Here is a 25,544-nt window from a genome sequence, read left to right as displayed (position 1 = left end):
ATCGCGGCATCTTCATGTCCACCGTATGGTGGTACTCGCAGAACTACATTGAAGGTCAAGGAGAGTGGGCCAATGGCACTGGACGCTTGGAAAGTGGATGTCCCGAGAGCGACGTCCATCGTCGGCACCGCGCAGGACGATGTCGACCTTCTCAAAGACCAGGAAACGTCCCTGACCACGTCCTTCACGGAAGCCGCCACAGCTTGCGACCACATCGAGATTGGCGACGCGCTCAATGGTCTGCTCGGCGATTTCCTGGGCCCGCTGCTGGAGGCGGGAAAAAACGCCGGCAACTCCATCTGTGGAAACGCGCTGGCGTCGATCGATGCCTATGGTGACGCGAACGGGAAAATGGCGGATAAAGCAGAGAGCGCCATCTACTCCGTTCCCACTCCCCCCAAGTCGAAGGTGGATGCCGGATGAGTGTCAGCACGGCAAGTCTGCCCGAAAAGCTGCCAGACACTGGGGCCATCGATACCGCGGCCGCCGCAGTCCGCAAGGTCGGGACCAAAAGCCATGAAATCCGGAAGGATGTCCAGAGCGACTGGTCCGGTCTCGAGGGCGTCTTCAAGTCGCCCCACCAAGCATTGGTCTACTCGGCGGTGAAGACGGTGATGAAGCCCTACACCGATGCCGTCAAGACCCTTACGAACGATACTGCGACTGCCCTGGAAGACTTTTCTTCGGACATCTCCGGGCTCAAGCAGCGGTACGACGACGTGAAGAAACAGGCATCGGCACACAATGCACTGGAAGGCGACGATCGTCCCGACGACTATGGGACGAAGAACGCCGACATACAGGCCGAGATCAATGCGGTGAGCCGGCTCTACGACGACGCTGTCAAGGATTGTGCGAACACGATCTCCACGCTCAATCCGCTCGTTGCCGATCTCTCAAAGCCCGCTGGAACCGTCGGCGGGCTATCCGGCGATGCCAAGAATGCCTTGGAGATCCTCGGCGTGACAACAAAATCCCTCGAATTCCGGGACCGAAAAATCTTCTTCAAGTACAACTCCGAGGCGAACGTCTTCAGTGAGAAGAAATTGCCTCGCAAGTTCTCCATCAATGAAGGAACCCTGAAAAAACTCGGAGTACCAAATTCGTATATTGAGCGTCTGGTCGACAGCCAGAAGCCCTCGGGCGACCGCGTCTCCAAGAACGCCGGAAAGAAGATGCTGCACAACCTTGATCCCAAGAGTCCCCTGGGGGCACTGGTGGCCAAGTACCCCTGGCTCAAAAACACCAAATACAGTGTGGATGGCCGGAAAGTCACGCTCAAAGCCTCGCTGACCCGGGGCCCCGGTCAGCCTGGGCGACACGCTGCTCCGGGGCCCGCCAGGCTGCCGAAGGCCTTTGATAAGGTCAATAAGTTGGCCAATGGGCCAGCCGGGAAGATCCTGAGCGGCGTCGGTATCGCATCAACTTTCGCTGGAACCTACACCGAAGGCTACAACGATAGTCTGATCCGCAATCCCGATATGACCCCGGGTGAGCATCGGGCGGAGGCTGCCAAGGACGCGGCCATCGTGACAGGTGCTGAACAAGTCGGTAGCGTGGTTGGTACTGCCGTTGGGCGGGGCGCGGGCGCTGCCATCGGGCAGGCCATCATCCCGATTCCAGGCGTGGGCGCGGCTGTTGGTGGATTCCTTGGCGGCCTGGCCGGAGGGTATGTCGGAGGAGTAGTGGGTAACGCCATTGGATCCACCATCAACGACATCCGCCATGGTGATATCGGGTCGGTCGGTGAAGCGGTCAAGGACACCGGCAAGAAGGTTCTCAGCTCACTCAACCCATTCGACTAGTCAAGGAGCGAAGTAAACCAGCGCATGGAAGACATCCTTCTCCTAGCACTCATAATTGGCCTTCCGGCTCTGGGGCTCCTGTGCGCATTCGGGCTTGCCTGGGCCGGAATATGGCGCACATGGGCGGCAAAGGATCCTGGGCCGTTCATTTTCACGAAACGCAACTATGCCCCCATGCAGCTGGGCATCGCGGGGCTGGCCCTCTTGTGCATCTGTCCTGCCATCCTTGCGAGTTTGGATCGCTGGGAGCATGCGGAGACGCTCTGGACGGTCCTGATTGTCGTCTTCGTACCCATTGGTATCGGCATGCGATGGTGGTGGCCGGCCGCTGTGACCCCGACGTGGCACAAGGCTTGGGTTCATCGCGGGGGAACAAGTGAAACACCGCTCTGGGGGCCGGATGAGTCCGTCCCTGCTGCTGCAGCGAGAAAAGGATTGAAATGACGGGTATGGATACTGCCGTGAGACACGAGGGCTTTCAGCGGATACTTTCTTTTGAGCTACCCGAGCCATGGTCTGCTGAGGTAGTTCGCCCGGAAGTTGAGCTCTTCGGCAGCATGCCCTTGGTCGAGGGCGAATTCACGCCAAACGTCATCGTCACGGTCAATCCCTTCTCCGGGAGCCTGCCCGACTTCAGTCGTCGTGCCGTCTCGGGGATCGTCGCCTCCTTGAAGGAGGGGCGCATTGTGGACGTCGACGAGTGGGCCTACCGGACCGAGCCGCCAGACGGTGACGGTCAGATCCCCGTGGACGATCGCGGGCTGCCTCTGGTACGGCATGCTGGTCGGGTCGTGGAATATACCCATCGGGCACCAGTGGGGCGAACTGTCAGCGGCGTGGACTACCTGGTTTTGATTAATGGTTGGGCCGTCCAGATCAGTACTACCACCGCACTGCAGACCCGCCACCTCTTCGAGGAAGAGTTCGTCGCCATTGCCCGCTCGGTGACCGCATTGCGCGCGGCCGCAGAAGCCGGAGTTCCCGTGGGCGAAGACGGCAGCGTGATTCCGCCCGGTAGTGATGGAATCGACCCCGTTGCCAGCAGGGCCCGTGGAGAGGAGACCGAGGACTACTCGTTTTATCGAGCCTCAGGATCCTGGATTGGTGAGGGGACCTGGATGTCCGGGGCCGCGATCGCCCGCATGGGCGAGTTGGAGGACTCGGTCCTGGGCCGGCTTTCGAGCGGCCGCGGTGACCCGGTGCTCGAGGAGCTGCGGGACCTCGGGGTGTTGGAGGATGGGCGCCTGAGTGAGATTGGCGACGTCATGGCCACTGCTCTGAACAACGCGCCGACACGATTGCGCCTCACCGGCCGTTTCCTCGATGCCGAGACCACCTTTCAGGCGTTCGCGATTGGGGATCTGGCGTTCGTGGCCGCCGAGCAGGGCTACGGCCCGCGCGTGCACAACCAGCCGTGGAACGCTGATGACCCGACGCTGTTCAATGTCCAGTTGATCCCGCTGAGCGAACTCTCCTCATGCGCCTCCCGGTGGGCGGGGGCAGGGCCCGCATGGAACATCCACGTGGCACCCTTCCTTTTGGAATCGGGGCAGCTGGACGAGAGGTTTGCGGGTGAGGCGCCGTTGCCAGCGGGCGCGAACGAGGTCATGGAACAAGTCTGGAACCAGCCGTGGTTCATTTGGCAGATCGAAGCCGAGGGCGAAGCCGGGCCCATTGAACCCATCACCTACGTCAACACGGGAATCCGTGGAAATTACCGCCTGGCACTCATGGAGGACCCGGCCACGGGGGAAGATCGGCCGGCACTGTGGAGTACCGATAGCTCTTATGTCCTGCGTCAGCTTGAGGACGTCATCCAAGCAGTCGTCTTCGGCCGCGAGGTCCAGTGGACCTGATCTGCGGCCAGCAAAAGCCGACCGCATAGAATCGATGCGCACCCGCAACGAAAAGGAACGCATTGGCCAAGCTCTACTTCCGCTACGGCGCCATGAACTCCGGCAAGTCCACCGGACTGCTGCAAGCCGCCTTCAACTATGAGGAACGCGGTCAACGCGTGCTGTTGGCCAAGCCCGACGTCGACACCAAGGGCGATGACCAGGTCGTCTCCCGACTCGGGATGGCCCGCACGGTGGACATCATGATCCCTGCAGGGGCCTCGGTGACAGAGCTGTTCAATGCCTATGCCGCCGGTGACGATCCCGATGCGCTGCTGGAACACGTCGACCAGAAGCCTGTCGCCTGCCTGCTGGTGGACGAGGCCCAGTTCCTCTCCGCCGGGCAGGTCGATGACCTCTTCCGCATCGCGGTGCAGCAGAACGTTCCCGTGCTGGCCTACGGCATCCGCACCGATTTCAGGACCCGCATGTTCCCGGGGGCCCACCGCCTCATGGAACTGGCGCACACGCTCGAGGAACTCAAGACCATCTGCCGGTGCGGACGCAAGGCCATCTTCAACACCCGGCGGATCGGTGACGAGGTGGTGTTCGACGGCGACCAGGTGGCCATCGACGGCCAGGACGTCTGGTACGAATCGCTCTGCGGCTCCTGCTACCTGGAGGCCTCTGGCGGCCGGCTCGGCGCCTAGCGCACACGGCATCCGTCGCCCCGGGACCGGGGACCTTCGTCGTCTTCACTTTGGCTGCCCAGCGGCGGATGATGAAGCCATGGGCACCGAGATGAACCCGCTGCGGGAAACCGCCTATGCGGCCAATGAGTTGATCCACCTGCCGCGGTCCCGGGTGTGGGCCCTGCTGACGGACTTCACCGCTGCGCCACTGTGGCTCACCGGGGTCACCGAGATGCATGCCGACGGGCCGTTGGCTGCCGGCGTTGACGTGGACGTGCACGTCGGAAACCGGGTGCGGACCCACACGGTCATCCGTTTCGACCCCGAGCGCGAGCTCTGTATCTCAGCCGGGGACGGCGACGTCCACACCACCTACGCATACCGCCTGGAAGGCAGCGGTGATGACACGCGCCTGGACCTTGCCGTGGACGTCGTGGTGTCCCCGGCACTCACCGCAGAGGCGGAGGGGATCCGTGCCTCGGTGGCCGCCGATGAGGACGGCCACCTGGCACGGTTCCGCCGGTACGCTGAGCTCGCGCCTTGAGCGGCCCTCCGCCGTAACCGGGCCCTACTGGCCGAGGATGTCCCGGAAGTGGGCTTCGTACAGGTCGTCGAGCGTGGGGGCCCAATTGACCTCCGTGTCGTGCAGATGGGTTGCTGCGGCGACGGCGAACTCGGGTTGGGCCAACTGGTTCAAATTCGGGATGGAGCCCTTTTCTCCGGCTCCGGCGCTGACGAGGAAGGCGGTGCCGATCTTGCCGTCCTCCGAGCAGGACCAGGCCCCGCGCATGGTGGCCTTGACGTCCCCTCCGGGGCCCTTGGACATCGCCACGTCCCCGACCTCGGTGGAGATGCCGTCGGCGTCCTTCTTCCGTCCGGTCGCGCACATGTCGCTTCCGAGCAGGCCGGTCTCATCCATCGTCTTGCTGGTGTCGTTGGCGATATAGAACCGCTTGATCTGCACGGTGGGCGCGGTTCCGGGGTCGCCGGCAGCGGTGAACGTGCAACCCGCCTCATGCCGCAGACCGCCGAGGACCACTGAATCCACCTTCGGCAGGTAGGTGGCCACGGCGTCGAGCATGGTCTGGTCCAACAGGGTGTCCAGGCAGGCAGTGGACTTCGGGTCGGTATCGACGACGGCACTGCGGGCCTGCTTCATCCACGCCTCGTTGGCCGCACCGGAGACGATTGGTTCTTCCCCGGCCGCGGCCTGTTGCGTGCCGGTGCCCGCGGTGGACGAGGCTTCCGTGGACGGGGTCTGGGACGGGGATGCCGGGGCGGACGGGGAGCCCGCGGTAGTGCTGCTGGCGGTGGATGATGCCGCAGCCGAGCCGTTGGTGGCCTGCGAATCGGCGGCTCCGGCTCCGGTGGCGCAGGCGCTCAAGGAGAGGGCCCCGAACGTGGCCAGCGCCAGCAGGCGGGGCGCGACGGCGGTGCGGGACGTGGGCGCGGTGCGCACCCGGGGCAGGACGGAAGTGGTCTGGATAAGGCGGCGCATGGGGATCCTTGGGGCTCGAGGTTGCACGCTGTCTGCGTGCGGATATCAGTCGCGCTGTCTGCCACCGTGGACCGGGTGGCCAGGGGAGGGCCGATCCGGCCCTGCACCACTGTCGAACCTACGGAGGGGGGATAGCGTCCACAATGGTCCCCGCCGCATCGTTATCGTTTCGGGACGCGGTCGCCGTCCCTAGGGGTGCTGTCATCTTGAAGCTGGTCCGCCCGGGGTGGACCGGGTGGCGCCGCGGCACCTGCGCTAACGCGGCAGCGCGCCATCCAGGATGACCTCCAGGCCCCAAGCGAACGCGTCGGCGCCCAGTGGTGGCCCGCCCGGGCTTGCCGGATCGTTCGCGGCCACCGAAGCCAGGCGGGCCCGCTCCTGCTCGGCGGCCACCGAGCCGAGAATGTGGTTCAGGACCAGGTGCTGCGCCCAGGCAGAGCGGCCGGGGCCTACCCCTGCAGCTTCCAGGAGGTCCCGCAACGAGGTCAAGGGGGCCAGAGCCACAGGCTGCATTGACTGGGCCAGTTGGACGACCTCGGCGCTGTCCGGCACCGGAACCAGTGCGGAGCGGATGGCGGTGGCCAGCTGCACCACGGCAGACCGTCCGGCGCCAGGGCCCTGGCCGCTTGCCTCCTCGGCGGGGATGTCACCGAGGAGCTGGGCGGCGACATCGACCAGGAGTTCCTGCTTGTTCTTCACGTGCCAGTACAGCGCGCCGACCTGGACGTCGAGCTCCCGCGCCAGTCGGCGCATGGACAGATCGGCAAGCCCGAAATCGCGGAGGACCGACACCGCGGTTCCCACCACTTGTTCCCGAGTCAACGCCATGGGCCCCAGTCTAAGGGGAGGCTCCTGTACCGCCTGACCGTGCGCTCGCAGCGTCCCTGCAGTGGGGGTCGAATTGCGTCGCGGGATCGTCAGTTCTGTGGAAAAAGTCGCATGTTGCCGGGCACTTGGGTAAACTCAGTGCGTAAGAGCCCCTTTCACTCTTACGCTTTCGCCCGGTTTCGGGGCGGGGTACGGAGGTCAGGGGCGTTCTTGTGTCCGGCACCGCCGGAACCCGGCGTAAGCCGGCCGCTGACCCACGCAAGGGGGAGGATCCCATGCCAGCAATCGTGATCGTCGGAGCCCAATGGGGCGACGAAGGAAAGGGCAAGGCCACCGATCTGCTCGGAGGCCGTGTCGACTACGTGGTCAAGCCCAATGGCGGCAACAACGCCGGGCACACCGTCGTCGTCGGCGGCGAGAAGTACGAGCTCAAGCTCCTTCCCGCCGGCATCTTGTCGCCGAAAGCCACGCCCGTTATCGGCAACGGCTGCGTGGTGAACCTGGAGGCCCTGTTCGAGGAGATCGACGGCCTGGAAGCCCGCGGCGCCGACACCTCCAAGCTGCGCATCTCCGCCAACGCCCACCTGGTGGCCCCCTACCACCAGACCATGGACAAGGTCACCGAACGCTTCCTGGGCAAGCGGGCGATCGGCACCACCGGCCGGGGCATCGGCCCGGCCTACATGGACAAGATCGGACGCCTGGGCATCCGCGTGCAGGACGTCTTCGACGAGTCCATCCTGCGCCAAAAGGTCGAGGGCGCACTGCGGCAGAAGAACGAACTGCTGGTCAAGGTCTACAACCGCCGTTCCGTCGAGGTCGACGAGATCGTCGAGTACTTCCTGGGCTTCGTGGACCGGCTGCGGCCACTGGTCGTGGACTCGGTCCTTCTGCTGAACCAGGCGCTGGACGAGGGCAAGGTCGTGCTCATGGAGGGCGGCCAGGCCACGTTCCTGGACGTCGACCACGGCACCTACCCCTTCGTCACCTCCTCCAACCCGACCGCCGGTGGGGCCTCCGTCGGATCGGGCATTGGACCGACCCGCATCACCCGGTCCGTGGGCATCATCAAGGCCTACACCACCCGCGTCGGTGCCGGCCCGTTCCCCACCGAGCTCTTCGATGACATGGGCGAGTACCTGCAGAAGACCGGTGGCGAGTTCGGCGTGAACACGGGCCGCCCGCGCCGCTGCGGATGGTACGACGCGGTCCTGGCCCGCCACGCGTCGCGCGTGAATGGCTTCACCGACTACTTCGTGACCAAGCTCGATGTGCTCACCAACATCGAGAAGATCCCGGTGTGCGTGGCCTACGACGTCGACGGGGTCCGCCACGACGAGATGCCGATGACGCAGACCGACTTCCACCATGCGAAGCCGATCTTCGAGTACTTCGACGGATGGACCGAGGACATCTCCACGGCCCGCAGCATGGAGGACCTGCCGGAGAACGCCAGGAACTACATCCTGGCGCTGGAGAAGATCTCCGGAACCCGGATCTCAGCGATCGGTGTCGGCCCGGACCGCGACCAGACCATCGTGCGCCACGACCTCATCGAGGGAACTATCTAGGGACGGCCCCCCGCCGTGCCGGATGCCGCCCCGACCCCGGTCGAGACGGCATCCGCCGGTTAACGGGCGGATGGACGGCCCGCGTGTTCGAGGATCGCGACGAAGCCGTCGGGTCGGACGACGACGACCGTCCCGTCGGGCAGGCCCCGGCGCGGTGACGCCCCGAAACGGTGCAGGGGCAGGGCATGCTCTGCTGCGGTGCGCGATCCGGCGGCTGCGGCCCGCGGACCGTAGGCGTGGACCTGCCAGGTGGCCGAAGCCAGCGGGGCATGGTTGTCCTCGCCCGGATTCGTTGCGCCGATCCATGGCAGCCGTCGACCCAGGACGTGGCCGCGGCTCCGGCGTCGGGCAGGTCCCCGCAGGGACTCTGCGTGACGACGTGCGCTCTCGGTCATCCAGTAGTGGATCCGCAACTGCGACACGTAGCCGAACATCCTGCGTCCCATCGGTCCCCGCGGCACAACGCGCGCCAGCACCGGCCAGGCCAGGGGCATGAGGCGTTCCCGGATGAAGCGGGCCCGCGGTGCCGAGGACGTGACGTCGGCGAAGAGCCGGTCGGTGGTCGCGACCAGATGTGCTGCCACGGGCTGGCGTTCGGCGGCATAGCGATCGAGGTAGTCGGCCGGCATGCGCCCGGCCAGCACATCGGCGAGCTTGCACGCGAGGTTGTGCGCGTCCTGCAATCCGGTGTTCATCCCCTGCGCGCCGACGGGGGAGTGGACATGTCCGGCATCCCCGGCGAGGAAGACCCGCCCGATCTGGAAGGCGTCGGCGACCCGGTGGTGTACGCGGTAGGTGGCAAACCATCCGGAGCTGTCGTAGGTGACATCGAAGTCGCGTTCCAGGGCGGCGCGTGCCCGCCCCTCGTCGACGGTCACCTGGTCGTTGTCGGCGTCCAGGGTGCCGCTTGCGGCGCCGGGGACGTCGCGCAGAATGCCCAGCAGGCGTACACGTTTCTGCGCGCCCTGCGCAGACATGGGGAAGGTGAGCAGGAAATCGTCTCCGGCCAGCCGGACGTTGATGCCCGATCCCGTCCCCGCGACGCCCTGGGCATCCACGACGTAGAAGACCCTGGAATTGGTCGCCCCGGCGAAGCCGACGCCCAGCTGGGTCCGGGTCGGCGACGAAGCCCCATCGGCGGCAATCACGTACCGTGCGGAGATCGCCTCCGAAGTGCCGTCCGACTGCGTGGTCTCGACCAGCACCCGGTCTCCGACCTGCCCGATCGATGTCATCCGGGTATTCCAGAGGACCCGCCGTCCAACTGCCTCCAAGCGGTCGGCCAGAATCCGCTCGTTGGCGTGCTGTTCCAGGATATGGATCCCCGGGTAGGGCGTCAGTCCCGCTCCGATCGCGCCCAGCGGCACGGCGACCCATGCGTGGCGGCCCACTCCGGGACGCAGCTCGGTCGCCGGGACGGCCTGGGCCAGCACCTCGTCGACGACCCCGAGCTGGGCGTAGATCTCCATGGTCCGCGCCTGGACGCCAAGGGCCCGCGACTCGCGCGTCGGGCCGTCCTTGCCGTCGATGGCCACAGCATCCACGCCGAGGCGTTCAAGCCAATTTGCCGCCATGAGCCCTGTGGGACCGGCCCCGATGACGCAGACGTCCACCTCGCGCTGGTTGCTCTCCATGGCGTCAGGCTACGCCCGGACGGTGCCCCCGTCATCGGTGTCCGGCGTTCGGGTTTCCCGACGGCCTCGGGCGCATCGTCGGCCGGGATGTCCAGGTCACGGTGGCCACACGCAGGAGACCGAGCAGGCCAAGGCCAGCAAGGAGGGCCCGCGAAAAGGTGAAAACGTCCGACGTGGGGCCGCACTGCTGTCCAGGTTTGTGCCGAACCAGAAGAGAACGCGTCCGCGGAGCTCGCGACGCATGAGTCGCGAGACCGCCTAGGAGAGCCACGTCCGCGTCATGGCCTGAACCGTCGTTCCGTCGAGGTCCGCGAGTTTACGGGCGATGAACGCCGTCGCTCCAGGTGACGTCTGCACCCGGAAGGGTGGATCAACATCCGTGATCAGCTGTGCGAGCAGCTCGCCGACCTCACCGGCGTCTTGCGCTGCTGCGAAGGACTGCGCAGTCCGGGCGAGGTACGCCTGCAGAACCGGACCGTAGGGGCCGGCCTCCGCCACCATGTGCTCCGAATCCATCCCTGCATTCGCAATGAACTCGCTGGCCACTGCTGCCGGCTCGACGACGACGACGCCCACGCCAAGTGCGGCCGCGACCGGAGCGAGGCTCTCCATGGCACCTTCCACCGCGAACTTGGCGGCACAGTAGGCGTCGTTGAACGGCTGCCCCGCCACCCCGCCCACGCTGGTGACGGTGATGACCTTGCCGCCCACCTCCCTGAGCAGCGGAAGCGCGGCCCGCGTCAGGGCCATCACGCCGAAGTAGTTCACGTCCATGGCCCGCCGGAGATCGGCGTCGGTCAGGGTCTCGACCGTTCCGACCTGCGCCGCTCCGGCGTTGTTGATCAGGACGTCGAGTCTGCCGAATTCATGGTGAATTCGCTGGACGGTGTCGACGATGGCCTCGCTGTCCGTGACATCCAGCGGCCATGGCTCGACAGTGACGCCATGCTTGGCTGCCTCGCTCAGCAGGCGGTCCGCTTTCGACGGCGTGCGCATCGTCGCGATCACGTGATGGCCCGCCTGTGCTGCGCTGACGGCGGCATGCAGGCCGATGCCGCTGGAGCTGCCCGTGATGAGGACTACTTTCCCGGCCTGTCGCGGATTCTCCATGCCGTTCTCCTTTGATGAGGGGCGTCTGTGCGGGTTCGCCCGTTCTGTCGATTCGAGTCCAGCCTGCCATTTCCACTTGACGGAGGCCGGACCATGCTCGTGTCCGTGAGTGCCATCTCCACTGAATCGAGCGAGGTGCACGAAGTAGCAGGCGGCCCCCACTGATCCTGCTGTCAGGCTACGCCTCGATGGTGCCGCCATCGGCGGCCTCGATGGCCCGGGCCACGGAGGCCACCCGGAGGGAGGCGAGGAGCCCCAGAGCCAGGAACGCCGCCGAGGCGAACACCGCCCATTGCACACCCGTGGAGAATCCTGTGGTGAGGGCAGCGCGCAGGGTGGAACCGGCGTCGTATCCGGCAATCATGCCGCCGGCGGAGTCGCTGAGGCGCTGCGCCAGTTCCGTGGCGGTGCCCGAACCGGCTCCGGCATCACGCAGCGCCGCTGTGGTTCCTACCGTGGTGCCGATGGCCAGGATCGTGCCCGCGACGGCGGAACCCAGGCCGGAGCCGAGCTGGCGGACGGTGCTCTGGGTGGCCGATCCCTGGCCGGAGGCCGAGGTGGGGATGTCGCGCAGGACGGTACCGGTCAGCTGGGCCGACGCAAGCCCCAGGCCCAGGCCGTAGACGACCAGCAGCGGGACCAGCAGGCCGAGGGCGATGTGGTTGGTGGTGAACAGGCCCAGGGTGAGCACGGCGATGACCTCCAGGGCCAGGCCCAGGATGACCACGCGTTCGGCGCCCAGTCTGGCGGCCAGATGGCGGGCGCTGGCTCCGGATCCGAAAGCGCCCAGGGCCATGGCGGCCAGGATGAAGCCAGCGCCCAGGGTACCGGTACCGAGCACGTTCACCAGGAAGAGCGGCAGCACCAGCAGCAGCCCGAATTCGCCGACGGCGACTGCCGATGCCGCGGTGTTGCCCCAGGAGAACGTGCCGATGCGGAACAGGTTCACATCCAGCAGCGCGGCGCGGCCGGTGGCACCGCGGTGGGCCTCCCACCAGATGAAGGCTGCCAGCAGGAGCAGCGCGGCCACGGCGAGGCCGACGACGGGGGGGCTGCCCGCCGGCCAGGTCCAGGACCCGATGGCCAGGGGTTGGCGCGGGGTCCACCAGCCCAGCGTCGGGCCCTCGATGAGCGCGAAGACCAGCAGGCCGAAGCCCGTGGCGCTGAGCAGCAGGCCGGGGAGGTCGACGCCGGGGACGGCGGGGGCCTCGTGGGTCTCGGGGACGAAGAGCCAGGTGCCGATCAGCACCAGCACGCCGAGCGGGAGGTTCACCAGGAAGATCCACCGCCAGTCGATGCTGGACGTCAGCCAGCCGCCCAGCAGCGGGCCGACGGCCGCCATGCCGGAGATGACAGCACCCCAGACGCCGAAGGCAGCCGCCCGGTCGCGGCCGCGGAAGGTCGCGTTGACGCTGGACAGGGTGGAGGGCAGTACCGCGGCGCCGCCGATACCCTGCAGTGCGCGTCCGGCGATCAACGCCGCCGAGGAATCCGCCGCGGCCGCGAACAGGCTGCCCACGACAAAGAGGACGACGCCGATGACGAAGAGCTTGCGCCGCCCGAGACGGTCCCCGAGCCGCCCCGCGGTGAGCAGGAGTGCTGCCAGGACGACGGAGTAGAGGCTGTTGACCCACTGGGCGTCGCCCAGGTCCATGCCGAGGTCGTTGATGATGGTCGGCAGCGAAACACCCACGATGGTCCCGTCGAGCACGATCATCGACAGGCCGGCAGCCAGAACGGCCAGGGCGGCCCACTTGTTGGGGGCGGGTTTCTTCATGGCATAAACGTTACGCATCGGTATCCGGGTGCGACATCAACCAATCGGTCGATCGTGGGTACGCTGGGGGGACCGCAGCGGAAGGCAAAGACGATGAAGATCAGTGTTGGACAGCTCTCGCCCAGCGGGGTGCTGGAGGAGAACCTGCAGGTGGTCCGCCGGATCGTGGCCCGGGCCAAGGATTCCGGGGCCGAGCTGGTGCTCTTCCCCGAGGAGACCATGTTCACGGTCCGCAAGATCGACGGGCCGCTGGCCCCCGTGGTGGATCGGGACTGGAGCACGTTCGTCCAGCAGGTCTCCCTGCTGGCCGCCGAGTTCGAGATCGCCATCGTCGCCGGTGGCTACGAGCCGAGTGGCGAACCCCAGCCCTACAACACGCTGGTGGTCGTGGACGGCACCGGCAGGATCCTGGGCACGTACCGCAAGATCCACCTCTACGATGCGTTCTCCTACCAGGAGTCCACCCGCATCAAATCCGGTGACGTGGCTGCAGTGCCCGTCTTCGAGATCGGCGGCCTGAAGGTCGGGGTCATGACCTGCTACGACATCCGCTTCCCCGAAATGGCCCGCCGCCTCGCCGTGGCCGGAGCCGACGTGGTCCTCGTCGCAGCCGCCTGGTTCAAGGGCGACTTCAAGATCGACCACTGGGAGACACTGCTCAAGGCACGGGCCGTGGAGAACACGGTCTGGGTCGCCGCCGCGGGCACCAGCTCGACGAACACGGTGGGGCACTCGGCCATCCTGGACCCGATGGGCATCCCGGTGGACTTCCTCGACGACGAGACCGAGGCGCTGGTCACCGTCGACGTCACCCGCCGCAGGATCGACGAGGTCCGCGAATTCCTGCCCGTGCTGGCCAATCGGCGGATCGGCACCGACGTCAGCGCCTGAGCGCTGCCTCGCGGGCGTTGTCCGCCGCGTGTTCTTCCCAGCCGGGTGAGGCGGGGATGGCCAACAGCCGACGGCTCGCAAAGGCCAGGATGACGGCAACGGCGCAGATGCCCGCGCACAGGGCCAACACTCCCGACCACCCCCATGCCGCGTAGCCGAAGCCGGCGACCAGGGGGGCCAACGGGATGGCGCCCATGGCCAGCAGGTCCAGCGCGCTGTTGGCCCGGCCCAGCAAATGCGTGGGCACCGCGACCGTGAAGTAGCCCAGCAACGAGGCATTGATGGCCGGGGCGGCGAACATGCTGGCCCCCAACACGGCGCACACCGCCGGAATCGAGTGGACGAACGGCAGGGCGGCCACCGCTGCGGTACACACCGCCAGCCCGACGGCGCCGAGCCATCCGGTGGACACGCGGCGCACCAGGGGAGGGGCCAGCACTGCGCCGGCAAGCATCCCGGCCCCGACCGACGCGGTCGCCAGGCCGATGGTGGCCGGCGATTCGCCCCGCTGCTGCAGGCCGAAGACGACGGCGGTGATGGAGGCATTCATGCCGAGGTTCACGATGGTGGAGATGGCCATGACGCCGCGCAGTTCCGGGCGGTGCAACAGCCAGGAGAAGCCCTCCCACGCCTCGCGCAGGTAGCCGGTGCGGCCGGCAGCGGCAGCCGCGTCGTGCTCCGGGACATCGCACAGTGGACGCAGGTCGGCACGGATGCGCAGGACCGTGAACAGGCCCATCAGGTTCAGCACAGCTGTTGCGGCGAACGGCACGGCATGGCCGATGACCATCAGGACGCCGCCGACCGGACCTCCGGCGAGGCTGACGACGGCGTCGCGACCCTGGTTGGCTGCCATGGCCGAGCCGACGGCGCGGGGCTCGACGACGGACTTCAACGCCGCGTTGGGCACGCCGTCGAACAAGCCGCTGCGCACGTTCATCAGCAGGTTCAACACGGTCAGCAGCCAGAAGCCGAGCAGTCCGGCCAGTTGGAAGGCGGCCAGCGCGCTCGCCACGGCGACTCCGGTGGCGGTGCCCAGCAGGATGAGCCGGCGGCGGTCGTGCCGGTCGGCCAGGACGCCTCCCGGAAGAGTGGCCACGACGCGGCCGACCTGGCCGATGGCCGCGATGATCCCGGCCTGGGCGGGGTCGCCGGTGACGTAGAGGGCGAGCAGCGGGACGGCGAAGTTGTGCAGGGCACGTCCGAGTCCCGTGGACGTGTCGGTGGCCAGCCACCACCGGTAGTCGCGGTTGCGCCACAACGCCGGAGGACGGCCGGATTCCACGGTGGCGGCCACGGGGGTGGATGCATCGGCCGGGGAATCGGGCTGGAGTGGTTCCATGCGTCGAGCGTAGATCCGCACAAGAAATTGCGCAAGAGAAGTTGCGCAATTTATGCGGCGGGTTTGTAGACTGTCAGCATGGACACCGATCGCCAGCCGCCGCGTGCGCCGGAACCCGAACCCCGGGTCATGACCTCACCCATGCTCAAGGCGATGGCGCACCCCTTGCGCCGGCGGATCGTGGCCGTGCTCGGTGCCCAGGAATACGCCCGCGCCACCGACCTGGCCCGACAGCTGGGCGTGGCCGCCAATACCCTGAGCTTCCATTTGCGCACGTTGGCCGAGGCGGGGTTCGTCCAGGAGGCCCCCGAATTCGCCCGCGACCGGCGTGACCGGGTGTGGAAGGGGGCGGTCCAGTCCTATCGGGTGGGTTCGCCCGAGACCCCGATCGGGCCGGAGGACGAAGCCCCGCTGGCTGCCTACCTGGACCAGTTGACACGCGACCAGCAGGAAATGGTCGCCAAGGTGACCGCCTGGGCTCCGGGCTTTGCCACCGGCCGTGAAACGGAGGCGAAAGCGGACCTCAGCCTGGGGACGTTGCGGCTGACCCCGGACGAGGCGGACCGCTTGTTCACCGAAGTCTGCGCGGTGCTGGACCGTGCCCGGTCGCTGCACCACGAGCCGTCGCCTTCCGACGAGGCCGACGGTGTGCGGGCCTGGGATTACACGTTCATGGCCGCGCGCGAGGACCTGTAGGGCGCTCGCCGGTCAGTCGATGACTGCGGCGACGGCCTCGATTTCCACCAGCTGGTCCTCGTGGCCCAGGACCGTGACACCGAGCAACGTGCTGGGCACGTCGTGCTCGCCAAAGGCCCCGCGGATGACTTCCCACGCGGCGACCAGGTCCGCTCGGCGGGCCGAGGCCACCAAAACGCGGGTGCTGATGACGTCGTGCAGCCCGGCTCCGGCGGCTTCGAGGGCACCGGTCAGGGTCGCGATGCAGGCAGCTGCCTGGCCGGCATAGTCCTCGACCGCCAGCGTGCCCCCTTCGGTATCGAGGGGGCAGGCTCCTGCCAGGAAGACGAGTCGGGCCTCCGGTGGGGCCGTGGCAGCGTAGGCGTAGTCGACGGCGTCTGACAGGCCCGGGGCGCGGATGAGCTGGACGGCTGAGGGCATGGCACCAGTATGTCCGGTCCGGCCGGAGGCGCCAACGGCCCGCCCTCCCGCACCGGGGAGGCGGGCCGCCGTCGTTGCTTGAAAGCCTGGAGCTAGGCGAGCACCTGCCGCTTGGAGGAGACCACGCCGGTGTTGAAGCCTGCCAGGTGCAGCCCCCCGTGGAAGCGCGCATGCTCGATCTTCACGCACCGGTCCATGATGGCGTGCATGCCGTACGACTCGGCCAGCTGTGCCGCCTCCTCGTTCCAGATGCCCAGCTGCAACCAGACGGTCTTCGCGCCGGCCTGGTGGGCCTCCTCGACGATGCCGGGGGTGTCCTCCGCCTTGCGGAAGACCTCCACCAGATCCGGAGCCACCGGCAGATCGGCCAGCGATGCGTGGACCGGGTGGCCCAGGATCTCGGCGCCCTTGGCCGCCAGGATCGGGTTGATGAAGTACAGGTCGTACTTCGTGGAGCTGTTCAGGTACGTGGCCACGAAGTAGGAGGCCCGCGCCGTCTTGTCGGACGCGCCCACGATCGCGATCGACTTCGTGGACCGCAGGATGTTCAGGCGTTCGGGGGCGGAAGGCCCCACCCAGCCGCGCTGTGCGGTGTCGGCGCTCATTTGCCCGCTCCGATCTGCTCGCCGGCACCTGCCGGGACCGCGCAGGCTGCACCGTCTTCAGTCGATGCGTCTGCGGTTGTGGTGGCGGGGTCCTGCTGGGAGGCGGTCAGCGCCTGGTCCAGGTCCCAGATGATGTCCTCGATGTCCTCGAGCCCCACGGAGAGGCGGATCAGGTCCTCCGGCACGCCGGCTGCGGCGAGCTGGTCGGCGGACAGCTGCTGGTGGGTGGTCGATCCCGGGTGCAGGACCAGGGTGCGGGCATCGCCGATGTTGGCCAGGTGGCTGGCCAGCTGCAACGCCTCGATGAAGCGTCCGCCAGCCTCGCGGCCTCCCGCAACGCCGAAGCTGAAGACCGAGCCGACGCCATCGGGCAGCAGCTCCTTCGCGCGATCGTGCTGCGGGTGGGAGGGCAGGGCAGCGTAGTTCACGTACGTCACGCGCGGGTCCGTCTCGAGCCATTCGGCGACCGTGAGGGCGTTGGAGAGGTGGGCGTCCATGCGCTGGGGCAGCGTCTCGACCCCCTGCAGCAGCTGGAAGGCGGACTGCGCGGACAGCGAGGGCCCGATGTCACGTAGCTGCTCGGAACGCAGCTTGGTGAGGAACCCGTACTCGCCGAAGTTCCCCCACCAGGACACATTGCCGTAGGAGGGGACCGGTTCGGTCATGGTGGGGAACTTGCCGTTGCCCCAGTTGAACCTGCCGGATTCGACGACGACGCCGCCCAGGGTGGTGCCGTGGCCACCGAGGAACTTGGTGGCCGAGTGGATGACGATGTCCGCCCCGTGCTCGATGGGCCGCAGGATGTAGGGCGGGGTGAGCGTGGAATCCACGATCAGCGGGATGCCCGCCTCGTGGGCCACGGCGGCCAGGCCCTTCAGGTCCGCCAGGTCCCCGGAGGGGTTGGCCACGATCTCGGTGTAGAGGGCCTTGGTTTCCGGGCGGATCTCGGCGGCGAAGTCTGCCGCCTCGTTGCTGTCCACGAAGGTGGTCTCGACCCCGAAGCGGCGCAGCGTCACGTCGAGCTGGGTGATGGTGCCGCCGTAGAGCTTGGAGGAGGCCACGATGTGGTCCCCGGCCTGGGTCAGCGCGGCGAAGGTGATGAATTCGGCGGCCATGCCCGAGGCGGTGGCCACCGCGCCGATCCCGCCTTCCAGCGAGGCGATGCGTTCCTCGAAGGCGGCAACGGTGGGGTTGCCGATCCGGGAGTAGATGTTGCCGTACTTCTGCAGGGCGAACAGGTTGGCGGCGTCGTCGGTGTCCTTGAACACGAACGAGGTCGACTGGTAGATCGGCACGGCACGGGCGCCATGCTCGGCATCGGGGGTGCCCCCGGCATGCAGGGCGCGCGTACGGAATCCGAACTGGTGATCCGACATCTAGGCGTTGGCTCCTTCGAGGTTGGTTTCCGGCTGCTGCCGATCCCTGCCATGGTGTGGTCCGCCGGGGGAACCGTGCAACCGGTGTCCGGCTGCGCTCCATCGCCTCTGGCGTTAGCACCGCGCCGGTGGATTCCGGTGGTTGCTGCGGCGTCAACAAGCCAGATCTCTCGGCCGCTCGGGATGGTCTCCTCCATGGTCGCAAACCCGGGGCCGTCAGCAAAGAATGTTGCGCAGCGTGGCAGTCCGCCGCCGGTCGATAGGCTGGGGGGCATGGGAACACGCATCGCATTGGTCCGCCATGGGGAAACCGACTGGAACGCCGAGCGGCGCCTCCAGGGCCAGACCGACATCCCCTTGAACGCCGCCGGGCGCGACCAGGCACGGGCTGCGGCCCGGGAGCTGGAACGCCTGGGGCACGACGGCGGTGCCTGGGAAGCGCTGGTCTCCTCGCCGTTGGGGCGGGCCGTTGAAACGGCGGCCATCATCGGCGGGCAGCTGGGGCTGGAGGCCATCGCGCCGGTGGAGGGCCTGCAGGAACGCCACTACGGTGACGGCGAGGGCCGCATTGTCGCGGGGCTGGACCGAGCCGAACTGGATGCGTTGCTGGCCACCGCCGAGCCGGAGGCCGAGGTGGTCGCCCGGGCGCAGACGGCACTTCGCGATGTCACCGCCGCGCACCCGGACGCCAACATCGTGGTCGTCGCCCACGGCACCCTGATCCGCCTGGTGGTCGGTTCGCTGCTCGGCGTGGAGCACCCGCGGGTGCTCAACGGCGAGGTCGTGGAGATCGACGCCGACCTGCTGGCGGCCCCGGCCGACCAAGTCATCGACCACCTGCGCACCGAACGCACCCAAGAATCCACACTCAACGCCTGAGTTGGCCCGCGCGGAATGCGTGGCCGAACTGCACCGCCGCCTCCAGGACTCCCGGCGTACCGACGACGCTCAGGAGTCACGTAGCGAGTCCGTGGATGAGGCGCGGGTCAGGACCATGGCCAAGCCTATGACAGGAACGGTAAGGCCCTGGCGGACTCCAAAGGGCGCCAGCCCGCAGCAAACAAGGCAGAGGGCAAGCCGGCCAACGAACAAATGCAGTCGCTGGCCGCGAAGCTGCGCGCGGCTGAACGATTGGAAGAGGAGAGCCGCCGTCGCGACATGGACCCGCCGGCCCCGGGCCGCGAGCGTGGCCCCCGGCGCGGGCGATATCCCGCAAAAAGGCGATGGCCACCGGTTGAGCCCTCGACCTATGGGCGAGATCAGCCGGTGGCCATGTTCCACAAAGCAGGTGATTGCAGACTTTCTCAGTACAGCGAGATCCGCCCTAAGGTTTTTGCGTGAGACGGCGAGCAAACGCGCTCACCGCGACCGCGATGAGCAACGCGGCCCCGAGCATTGATCCGATGAAGATCCAATCCGGCCCCAGTGGTCGTGGAACTGCATAATCATCGACTAGAGCCCCCCACGGTAGCTGAATGACAACAGTCGATACGAGCGCCAGGGAAAGGGTTCCAAGGAAGACATTCGTCTTGGCCCAGGTCGATTCCGCGGCGTCGGCCATGAGGCCGCCGACCATGCAGGCGGCTCCCATGAGGATCAACCAGACCTGACTGGCGCCAAGAACCATCGCTGCTGCCGCCGGAGTGACGTCGGGCCAGATGAGACCACCACCGAGCGGTCGGACTATAGACAACACGACCAGGGAGACCACAAGGTAAAGACCGGCTGCTCCGCTGGTCAAGACCCCGGACTGACCCAGACTAAAATCCTTCTTTACCAATTGCATGCTTTTGCTACTGCCCTCGCGTCCTTCTTCTTGATGGCGTGTTTCACTGCGGCAAGGATCTCCGTCTTCCGCCAGGACGGCTTGCTCTTCCGGGAGCTTTCCAAATCTATCTTGAAAGTTCCAAACAAGCCGGTGACGTGGCAATCCCATTGCTGGCGCATGGTGGCGATCTTCATGGACCGGGGGTGGTGTTCCACCAAGTCCTTGCGCCGGAACCCGCTGCTGCGGGCCCTGCGCGCCGTCGCCGGCTTCTACCGCGTGAACTGGCGGCGGGCCGCCGCCCAGGAATACGAGTACGTCAGGCTCCGCGACGAGGCCGTCCGGAAGTATCCGGCCGCCTCGGGCGGCCGGATGTGACCGGCGTCCGGTCCCGGCCTACGCCGGAGTGCAGATCCGCTGCAGTTCCGGGATGCAGGGTTCGTTCTGCAGGCTGGTCGTGTCGCCGAGCGCCGTTCGCTCGAACAGCTGGGTCAGCAGCCGGCGCATGATCTTCCCCGACCGTGTCTTGGGCACGTCGGGGACGAACACGATGTCCCGCGGCTTGGCGATCGGGCCGATCTGCGTGGCCACGTGTGACCGCAATTCCGCCGCCGCTGCGAGCTGTTCCGGCGTCGATCCGGCAGCCGTGCCCGCACCGATGAGCGAACGGTCATGGGGGACGACGAACGCTGTGGCCGCCTGTCCGGTCTTCGCGTCGGTGGTGGGGCAGACGCCCGCCTCGACGACGGAAGGGTGGGAGACGAGCGCGGATTCGATCTCGATCGTGGAGAGCAGGTGCCCGGAGACATTGAGTGCATCGTCGGTGCGGCCCAGGATCCAGGTGTCGCCGTCGTCGTCGTACTTGGCGCCGTCGCCGGCGAGGAACCAGCCCTGGGTCGCGTACTTCTCCCAGTAGGACGTGAAGTAGCGTTCCGGATTGCCCCAGACGGTGCGGGCCATGGCCGGGCCGGTGGAGGTGAGCACGATGTTGCCCTGCACCTGGGCAGGGACCCGGGCGCCGCCGTCGTCCACGATGTCCGTGGAGACGCCGGGCAGGGCGCGGGTGCCGCAGCCGGGTTTGAAGACGGTGTCGGACGGGCGGGGGGAGAGGATGGTGGCCCCGGTTTCCGACTGCCACCAGGTGTCCACCATCGGGATGCCGGCGTCGGGCTGGCCGGGGATGAGGGCATCGCGGCCGACCTGGGTGCGCAGCCAGCGCCAGGCCTCCGGGTTGACCGCCTCGCCGACGGTGCCGGCCAGGCGGATGGAGGAGAGATCGTAAGCGGCGGGGATGCCGTCGGGGAACCAGCCCATGAGCGAGCGGACCAGCGTGGGGGCCGTGTAGTAGCTGGTCACGCCGTACCGTTCGATGATCTCGAAGTGCCGGCCGGGGTGTGGGGCGTTGGGGACGCCCTCGTAGATGACCTGGGTGACGCCGTTGGAGAGCGGACCGTAGATCTCGTAGGTGTGGGCGGTGACCCAGGCCAGGTCGGCGGTGCACCAGTGGACGTCGTCGCCGCGGCGGGACGGATCGGGGTGGGAGAAGAGGAACTCGTGGCTCCACGAGGCCTGGGTGAGGTAGCCGCCGGTGGTGTGCACCAGCCCCTTGGGCTTGCCGGTGGTGCCGGAGGTGTACATGATGAACAGCGGCGTCTCGGCGTCGAACGCCTGGGCGGCGTGGGTGCGCGGCTGGGTCTCGACGGCCTCGTGCCACCAGAGATCCCGGCCTGCGGTCCACGCGATGTCGCTGCCGGTGCGGCGGATGACGAGAACGTGCTCGATCGCGTTGTCCCCGGCGACTGCGGCGTCCGCGTTGTCCTTCACCGGGACGGCGGTGCCCCGGCGGAACTGGCCGTCGGTGGTGACCAGCAGCTTTGCGCCGGTGTCCTCGACCCGGAACCGCAGCGCCTCGGCGGAAAAGCCACCGAAGACCAGCGAATGCACCGCACCGATGCGGGCGCAGGCCAGCGTGATGACGATGGTTTCCACCAGCACCGGCAGGTAGATGACCACGCGGTCACCCGCCCCGATGCCCAACGACGTCAGCGCGTTGGCGGCCTGGGACACGAGTTCGGTCAGCTCCGCGTAGGTGACCGTGCGGCGGTCGCCGGGTTCGCCCTCGAAGTGCAGGGCCACTTTGTCGCCGCGACCTGCCGCAACGTGGCGGTCGGCGCAGTTCACCGCGGCGTTCAGCGTCCCGCCCTCGAACCAGCGCAGCTCCGGGCCGCGGCGGGCCTGCGGATCCACGGGGGTGGCGCTGTGGATGGTGTGCCAGGGCTCGGCCCACTGCAGCCGGGCTGCGGCGGCGGCCCAGAAGTCCAGGCGTTCGGCCTCGGAGGCAAACCCGGTGTCGGGTCCGACGGCGGACGCGTCGAGGGCGACGGTGGTGGATGTGGGGGCAGTGCTCATGAAATCAGCTCCATCGGTCATGGCGGAAGCACCTGTGCCGGATGCCGCCGCACCTGGGGTGCTGCGCCGTCCGGCGTGGTTGCTGCGGCGTCACGGAGCCACGTCTCTCGGCCGCTCGGGATGGGTTCCCCTCTACTGAAGACCAGCGGGTGGGGTGCGGGCAACTTCTGCGACGCGTTGCGAAATATTTCATCAAGGGTCCTGCGGGGGTCCCGGTGGTGAATAAATCGCACCAGAAACCCCGAAATCACCGCCATTGTTCGACGTTGGGCGGTGGTGTTCCGGGGTGCCCCCGGGCTGGGAACGGGTCGTCATGCGGGGGACGGTGGTTGTCGTGGGGGTACTTCGTGTGGCCCAATGGAGGCAGTAACCATCCAGAGCGGCCGAGAGATCTGGCTCGATGACGCCGCAGCAACCCCTTCCCGTTCACCCGGGAGGAAGGTGCTCACGCCGGAACCGATGGAGTGATTGTCAATGTCCGCTGTGCCGATCGACGAGGTGGCCCCCCGCCACCTGATCAAGCTCACCCCCGGCGTCCCAGCCGATTCCCGCTACGACGAGCTCGCCGCGATCTTCCGCCCCGTATTCGCCCGGATCGCCGAGGGCGCCGCGGATCGCGATGCCGGACGGATCCTGCCCATCGAACAAGTCGGCTGGCTGAACCAGGCACGGTTCGGTGCCCTGCGGGTACCCCGCGCGGCCGGCGGATTCGGGGCCACCCTGGTGGACTCCTTCCGCCTGCTGATCGAACTCGGGGAGGCTGATTCACAGATCGCCCAGCTGCTGCGTTCGCACATCGGCTTCGTTGAATCCGTGCTGCTGCTCGAGGACGAGTCGGTGAAGGCCCGCTGGTTTGCGCGCTTCGTCACGGGCCAGATCGTCGGCAACGCCTACACCGAACGCGGCGGCAACGACCTGGGCCAGCTCAACACCGTCGTCGAGTCGACCGGCACCGGATGGCTGCTCACGGGGGAGAAGTACTACTGCACCGGAACGATCTTCGCCGACTGGGTCGCGGTCACCGCGACCGCTCCCGGAGTGCCCGGCCGGCACATCGCCGTGGTGTCCACCCGGCATTCGGCAGTGCGGATCTACGACGACTGGGACGGCTTCGGCCAGCAGCTCACCGGCACCGGCTCGACGACCTTTGAGCGGGTCCCCGTCGACACCCTGCTGGATCCGGCGGTCCTGGAGATCCACCCGGAGTCGGCCATCTTCCAGCTGGTCCTGCTCGCCGTCCAGGCCGGAATCGCCCGCGCCGTGCTCGCCGATGCGCGGGCCCACACCCAACTGCGCACCCGGGCGTTCAGCACCGGGACCGGGGTGGCCTCGCGGCGTGAACCCCAGGTGCTGCAGGTCATCGGGGAGATCTCCGCGACGACGTTCGCCGTGGATGCGATCGTGCTGGCCGCCACCGCCGAGCTCGAGGAGGCCATCGGCCAACCCGGTCTGAGCGCCGCCGAGCAGTATGCGGTCTGCGAGCTCGCGGCCAACCGCGCCCAGTCCGCCGTGCAGCCGCTGGTCCTGCAGGCTGCCACCTCGCTCTTCGACGGGCTCGGTGCCTCCTCGACCTCCACCCGCTGCAACCTCGACCGCCACTGGCGCAACGCGCGCACCGTGGCCACCCACAACCCCGCCATGTACAAGTCCCGCATCGTCGGCGACTACGAGGTCAACGCCACGGCCCCGCGCAAGCTCAGCGCCGTCGGCGACCTCAGGACCCCCGAAGGAGAACAATGAGCACCACACCGGCACGCCGCCACGTCCGCCTCAACGCATTCGACATGAACTGCGTGGTCCACCAGTCGCCCGGCCTCTGGCGCCACCCGCAGGACCAGGCCTGGCGCTACAAGGAGCTCGGCTACTGGACCGAACTGGCCAAGACACTGGAGAAGGGCCTGTTCGACGGCATCTTCATCGCCGACGTGCTGGGCACCTACGACGTCTACGGCTCCACCAACACCACGCCGCTCTCCGCCGGCGCGCAGGTCCCGGTCAACGACCCGTTCCTGCTGGTCTCCGCCATGGCAGCGGTCACCGAGAACCTGGGCTTCGGCGTCACCGCCGGAACCGCGTACGAGCACCCGTACCCGTTCGCCCGCCGCCTGGCGACCCTGGACCACCTGACCAACGGCCGCATCGGCTGGAACGTCGTCACCGGCTACCTGCCCTCCGCCGCCCGCAACATGGGCCAGGAAGACCAGATGGAACATGACGAGCGCTACGACCACGCCGACGAGTACCTCGAAGTCGTCTACAAGCTGCTCGAGGGCTCCTGGGAAGATGACGCCGTCATCCGCGACCGTGAGTCCGGCGTCTACACTGACCCGTCCAAGGTCCACGAGATCGGCCACGAGGGCAAGTACTTCAAGGTCCCGGGCATCGCCATCACCGAACCCTCGGTGCAGCGCACGCCGGTCATCTACCAGGCAGGTGCCTCCAAGCGCGGCCTGGAGTTCGCCGGTGAGAACGCCGAATCGGTCTTCGTGAACAGCCCCACCAAGGAGCTGCTGGTCGAATCGGTGCAGAAGATCCGCGCCAATGCCGTGGCCGCCGGACGCGATGCCCATGACGTGAAGATCTACACCATGCAGACCATCATCACCGGTGCCACCACCGAGGAGGCCCAGGCCAAGTACGCGGACTACGCCTCCTACACCGACCTGGACGGCGCCCTGGCCCTGCTCTCCGGCTGGACCGGCATCGACATGTCCCAGTACGACCTCGATGACGTCATCGGCGAGGATGTGCAATCCAACGCCATCCAGTCCTCGGTCGAGACCTTCAAGAAGGCCTCCGGCGACGACGGCAAGCCGTGGACCATCCGCCAGCTCGCCGAATGGATCGGCGTCGGCGGGTTCGGTCCGGTGACCGTGGGCAGCGGCGCGGAAGTCGCGGCCAAGCTCGTCGAATGGGTCGAGGACACCGACGTCGACGGGTTCAACCTGGCCTACGCCATCACCCCGGGCACGTTCGAGGACGTCGTGGAACATGTCATCCCCGAGCTGCAGAAACTTGGCGCCTACCCCACCGAATACACGCCCGGCACCCTGCGCCAGAAGCTCTTCGGCGCCGGCGACCGGGTGAAGGACACCCACCGCGCGGCCGGCTACCGCCTGGCCACCGCGGACCTGGCCACCAGCTAGGAAACCGCACCACCACCACCACCACCACCATCCAGAGCGGCTGAGAGACCTGGCTCGTTGACGCCGCAGCAACCACCCCCTTGAGGGCCGGTGCTCCCGCCAGGACCGATGGAGAGGCCTTCCCTCGTCCCGGCCGCCCTGACC

General features: G+C 67.4%; 23 protein-coding genes and 3 riboswitches. Of the genes, 12 read left to right on the top strand and 11 right to left on the bottom strand.

Annotated elements, in window-relative coordinates; translation table 11 throughout:
* Positions 1 to 72: 72 nt before the first annotated feature.
* The 5 genes from ABD088_RS01990 to ABD088_RS01970 all read left to right on the top strand — a co-directional run bounded on the left by ABD088_RS01990 (position 73) and on the right by ABD088_RS01970 (position 4,876).
* Positions 73 to 423 carry a DUF6507 family protein gene (locus ABD088_RS01990; protein WP_343899736.1) on the top strand — a complete coding sequence of 117 codons (351 nt, stop codon included), beginning with the start codon at positions 73 to 75 and terminating at the stop codon, positions 421 to 423.
* Positions 420 to 1,805 (top strand): hypothetical protein, encoded by a 1,386-nt coding sequence (locus ABD088_RS01985; RefSeq protein ID WP_343899735.1) that lies wholly within the window; start codon positions 420 to 422, stop codon positions 1,803 to 1,805. Before ABD088_RS01990 ends, ABD088_RS01985 begins: the two co-directional genes overlap by 4 nt.
* Positions 1,806 to 2,362: 557 nt before the next feature.
* Positions 2,363 to 3,661: a hypothetical protein gene (locus ABD088_RS01980; RefSeq protein WP_343899734.1), complete on the top strand. Its 1,299-nt coding sequence runs from the start codon at positions 2,363 to 2,365 to the stop codon at positions 3,659 to 3,661.
* Between the two features lie 62 nt (positions 3,662 to 3,723).
* Entirely contained in the window at positions 3,724 to 4,350 is a 627-nt protein-coding gene (locus ABD088_RS01975) for a thymidine kinase (RefSeq protein WP_343899733.1), read from the top strand.
* Positions 4,351 to 4,429: 79 nt separating this feature from the next.
* On the top strand, positions 4,430 to 4,876 hold the full coding sequence (locus ABD088_RS01970; RefSeq protein ID WP_343899731.1) for an SRPBCC family protein: 447 nt from the start codon (positions 4,430 to 4,432) through the stop codon (positions 4,874 to 4,876).
* A gap of 24 nt (positions 4,877 to 4,900) precedes the next feature.
* On the opposite strand, the gene ABD088_RS01965 is transcribed toward ABD088_RS01970, so the two are convergent.
* Both ABD088_RS01965 and ABD088_RS01960 read right to left on the bottom strand, forming a co-directional pair.
* Complete coding sequence (locus tag ABD088_RS01965) at positions 4,901 to 5,830, bottom strand: hypothetical protein (RefSeq protein WP_343899730.1); 930 nt, start codon at positions 5,828 to 5,830, stop codon at positions 4,901 to 4,903.
* Positions 5,831 to 6,085: 255 nt separating this feature from the next.
* Entirely contained in the window at positions 6,086 to 6,658 is a 573-nt protein-coding gene (locus tag ABD088_RS01960; protein WP_343899729.1) for a TetR family transcriptional regulator, read from the bottom strand.
* A gap of 275 nt (positions 6,659 to 6,933) precedes the next feature.
* On the opposite strand from ABD088_RS01960, the gene ABD088_RS01955 reads away from it, so the two are divergent.
* Complete coding sequence (locus ABD088_RS01955) at positions 6,934 to 8,229, top strand: adenylosuccinate synthase (RefSeq protein ID WP_343899728.1); 1,296 nt, start codon at positions 6,934 to 6,936, stop codon at positions 8,227 to 8,229.
* A 59-nt stretch (positions 8,230 to 8,288) separates the two neighbouring features.
* Here the strand turns inward: ABD088_RS01955 and ABD088_RS01950 are convergent, their stop codons facing one another.
* From ABD088_RS01950 to ABD088_RS01940, 3 genes are all read right to left on the bottom strand, one after another.
* Positions 8,289 to 9,863: an FAD-dependent monooxygenase gene (locus tag ABD088_RS01950; RefSeq protein WP_343899727.1), complete on the bottom strand. Its 1,575-nt coding sequence runs from the start codon at positions 9,861 to 9,863 to the stop codon at positions 8,289 to 8,291.
* A 258-nt stretch (positions 9,864 to 10,121) separates the two neighbouring features.
* Positions 10,122 to 10,973, bottom strand: a complete 852-nt coding sequence (locus ABD088_RS01945) for an SDR family NAD(P)-dependent oxidoreductase (RefSeq protein WP_343899726.1) — start codon at positions 10,971 to 10,973, stop codon at positions 10,122 to 10,124.
* Positions 10,974 to 11,151: 178 nt separating this feature from the next.
* Positions 11,152 to 12,750 (bottom strand): DHA2 family efflux MFS transporter permease subunit, encoded by a 1,599-nt coding sequence (locus ABD088_RS01940; protein WP_343899725.1) that lies wholly within the window; start codon positions 12,748 to 12,750, stop codon positions 11,152 to 11,154.
* A gap of 93 nt (positions 12,751 to 12,843) precedes the next feature.
* Between ABD088_RS01940 and ABD088_RS01935 the strand changes: the two genes are divergently transcribed.
* Complete coding sequence (locus ABD088_RS01935) at positions 12,844 to 13,641, top strand: carbon-nitrogen hydrolase family protein (protein ID WP_343899724.1); 798 nt, start codon at positions 12,844 to 12,846, stop codon at positions 13,639 to 13,641.
* Here the strand turns inward: ABD088_RS01935 and ABD088_RS01930 are convergent.
* Positions 13,631 to 14,983 (bottom strand): MFS transporter, encoded by a 1,353-nt coding sequence (locus ABD088_RS01930; protein WP_343899723.1) that lies wholly within the window; start codon positions 14,981 to 14,983, stop codon positions 13,631 to 13,633. The two genes, ABD088_RS01935 and ABD088_RS01930, sit on opposite strands and share 11 nt — an antisense overlap.
* A 78-nt stretch (positions 14,984 to 15,061) precedes the next feature.
* On the opposite strand from ABD088_RS01930, the gene ABD088_RS01925 reads away from it, so the two are divergent.
* On the top strand, positions 15,062 to 15,679 hold the full coding sequence (locus ABD088_RS01925; protein WP_343899722.1) for an ArsR/SmtB family transcription factor: 618 nt from the start codon (positions 15,062 to 15,064) through the stop codon (positions 15,677 to 15,679).
* A 12-nt stretch (positions 15,680 to 15,691) separates the two neighbouring features.
* Here ABD088_RS01925 and ABD088_RS01920 read toward each other — a convergent pair whose 3' ends face one another.
* The 3 genes from ABD088_RS01920 to ABD088_RS01910 all read right to left on the bottom strand — a co-directional run bounded on the left by ABD088_RS01920 (position 15,692) and on the right by ABD088_RS01910 (position 18,080).
* Positions 15,692 to 16,099 (bottom strand): RidA family protein, encoded by a 408-nt coding sequence (locus ABD088_RS01920; RefSeq protein WP_343899721.1) that lies wholly within the window; start codon positions 16,097 to 16,099, stop codon positions 15,692 to 15,694.
* Between the two features lie 92 nt (positions 16,100 to 16,191).
* Entirely contained in the window at positions 16,192 to 16,704 is a 513-nt protein-coding gene (locus ABD088_RS01915) for a CoA-binding protein (protein WP_343899720.1), read from the bottom strand.
* On the bottom strand, positions 16,701 to 18,080 hold the full coding sequence (locus ABD088_RS01910; protein ID WP_343899719.1) for an O-acetylhomoserine aminocarboxypropyltransferase/cysteine synthase family protein: 1,380 nt from the start codon (positions 18,078 to 18,080) through the stop codon (positions 16,701 to 16,703). The genes ABD088_RS01915 and ABD088_RS01910 overlap by 4 nt, the downstream gene beginning before the upstream one ends.
* A 96-nt stretch (positions 18,081 to 18,176) precedes the next feature.
* A riboswitch (SAM riboswitch) is annotated at positions 18,177 to 18,270 on the bottom strand.
* An 83-nt stretch (positions 18,271 to 18,353) separates the two neighbouring features.
* Between ABD088_RS01910 and ABD088_RS01905 the strand changes: the two genes are divergently transcribed.
* Positions 18,354 to 18,959, top strand: coding sequence for a histidine phosphatase family protein (locus ABD088_RS01905; protein ID WP_343899718.1), 606 nt, complete (start codon positions 18,354 to 18,356; stop codon positions 18,957 to 18,959).
* 445 nt (positions 18,960 to 19,404) lie between these two features.
* Here ABD088_RS01905 and ABD088_RS01900 read toward each other — a convergent pair whose 3' ends face one another.
* Complete coding sequence (locus tag ABD088_RS01900) at positions 19,405 to 19,866, bottom strand: hypothetical protein (protein ID WP_343899717.1); 462 nt, start codon at positions 19,864 to 19,866, stop codon at positions 19,405 to 19,407.
* 132 nt (positions 19,867 to 19,998) lie between these two features.
* Between ABD088_RS01900 and ABD088_RS01895 the strand changes: the two genes are divergently transcribed.
* Positions 19,999 to 20,223, top strand: coding sequence for a hypothetical protein (locus tag ABD088_RS01895; RefSeq protein WP_343899716.1), 225 nt, complete (start codon positions 19,999 to 20,001; stop codon positions 20,221 to 20,223).
* A gap of 18 nt (positions 20,224 to 20,241) precedes the next feature.
* On the opposite strand, the gene acs is transcribed toward ABD088_RS01895, so the two are convergent.
* Entirely contained in the window at positions 20,242 to 22,275 is a 2,034-nt protein-coding gene (acs, locus tag ABD088_RS01890; protein ID WP_372710729.1) for an acetate--CoA ligase, read from the bottom strand.
* Positions 22,276 to 22,621: 346 nt separating this feature from the next.
* Positions 22,622 to 22,720: riboswitch (SAM riboswitch) on the top strand.
* An 8-nt stretch (positions 22,721 to 22,728) separates the two neighbouring features.
* On the opposite strand from acs, the gene ABD088_RS01885 reads away from it, so the two are divergent.
* Both ABD088_RS01885 and ABD088_RS01880 read left to right on the top strand, forming a co-directional pair.
* Positions 22,729 to 23,994 (top strand): acyl-CoA dehydrogenase family protein, encoded by a 1,266-nt coding sequence (locus ABD088_RS01885; RefSeq protein ID WP_343899714.1) that lies wholly within the window; start codon positions 22,729 to 22,731, stop codon positions 23,992 to 23,994.
* The gene (locus ABD088_RS01880) at positions 23,991 to 25,400 is read left to right on the top strand and encodes an LLM class flavin-dependent oxidoreductase (protein ID WP_343899713.1); all 1,410 of its coding nucleotides are present in this window, start codon (positions 23,991 to 23,993) and stop codon (positions 25,398 to 25,400) included. Before ABD088_RS01885 ends, ABD088_RS01880 begins: the two co-directional genes overlap by 4 nt.
* Positions 25,401 to 25,424: 24 nt before the next feature.
* A riboswitch (SAM riboswitch) is annotated at positions 25,425 to 25,515 on the top strand.
* Positions 25,516 to 25,544: the final 29 nt, after the last annotated feature.

The sequence above is a fragment of the Arthrobacter rhombi genome (assembly GCF_039526245.1).
Taxonomy (GTDB): domain Bacteria; phylum Actinomycetota; class Actinomycetes; order Actinomycetales; family Micrococcaceae; genus Arthrobacter_H; species Arthrobacter_H rhombi.
This window is presented reverse-complemented; position numbering and strand designations above follow the sequence as displayed.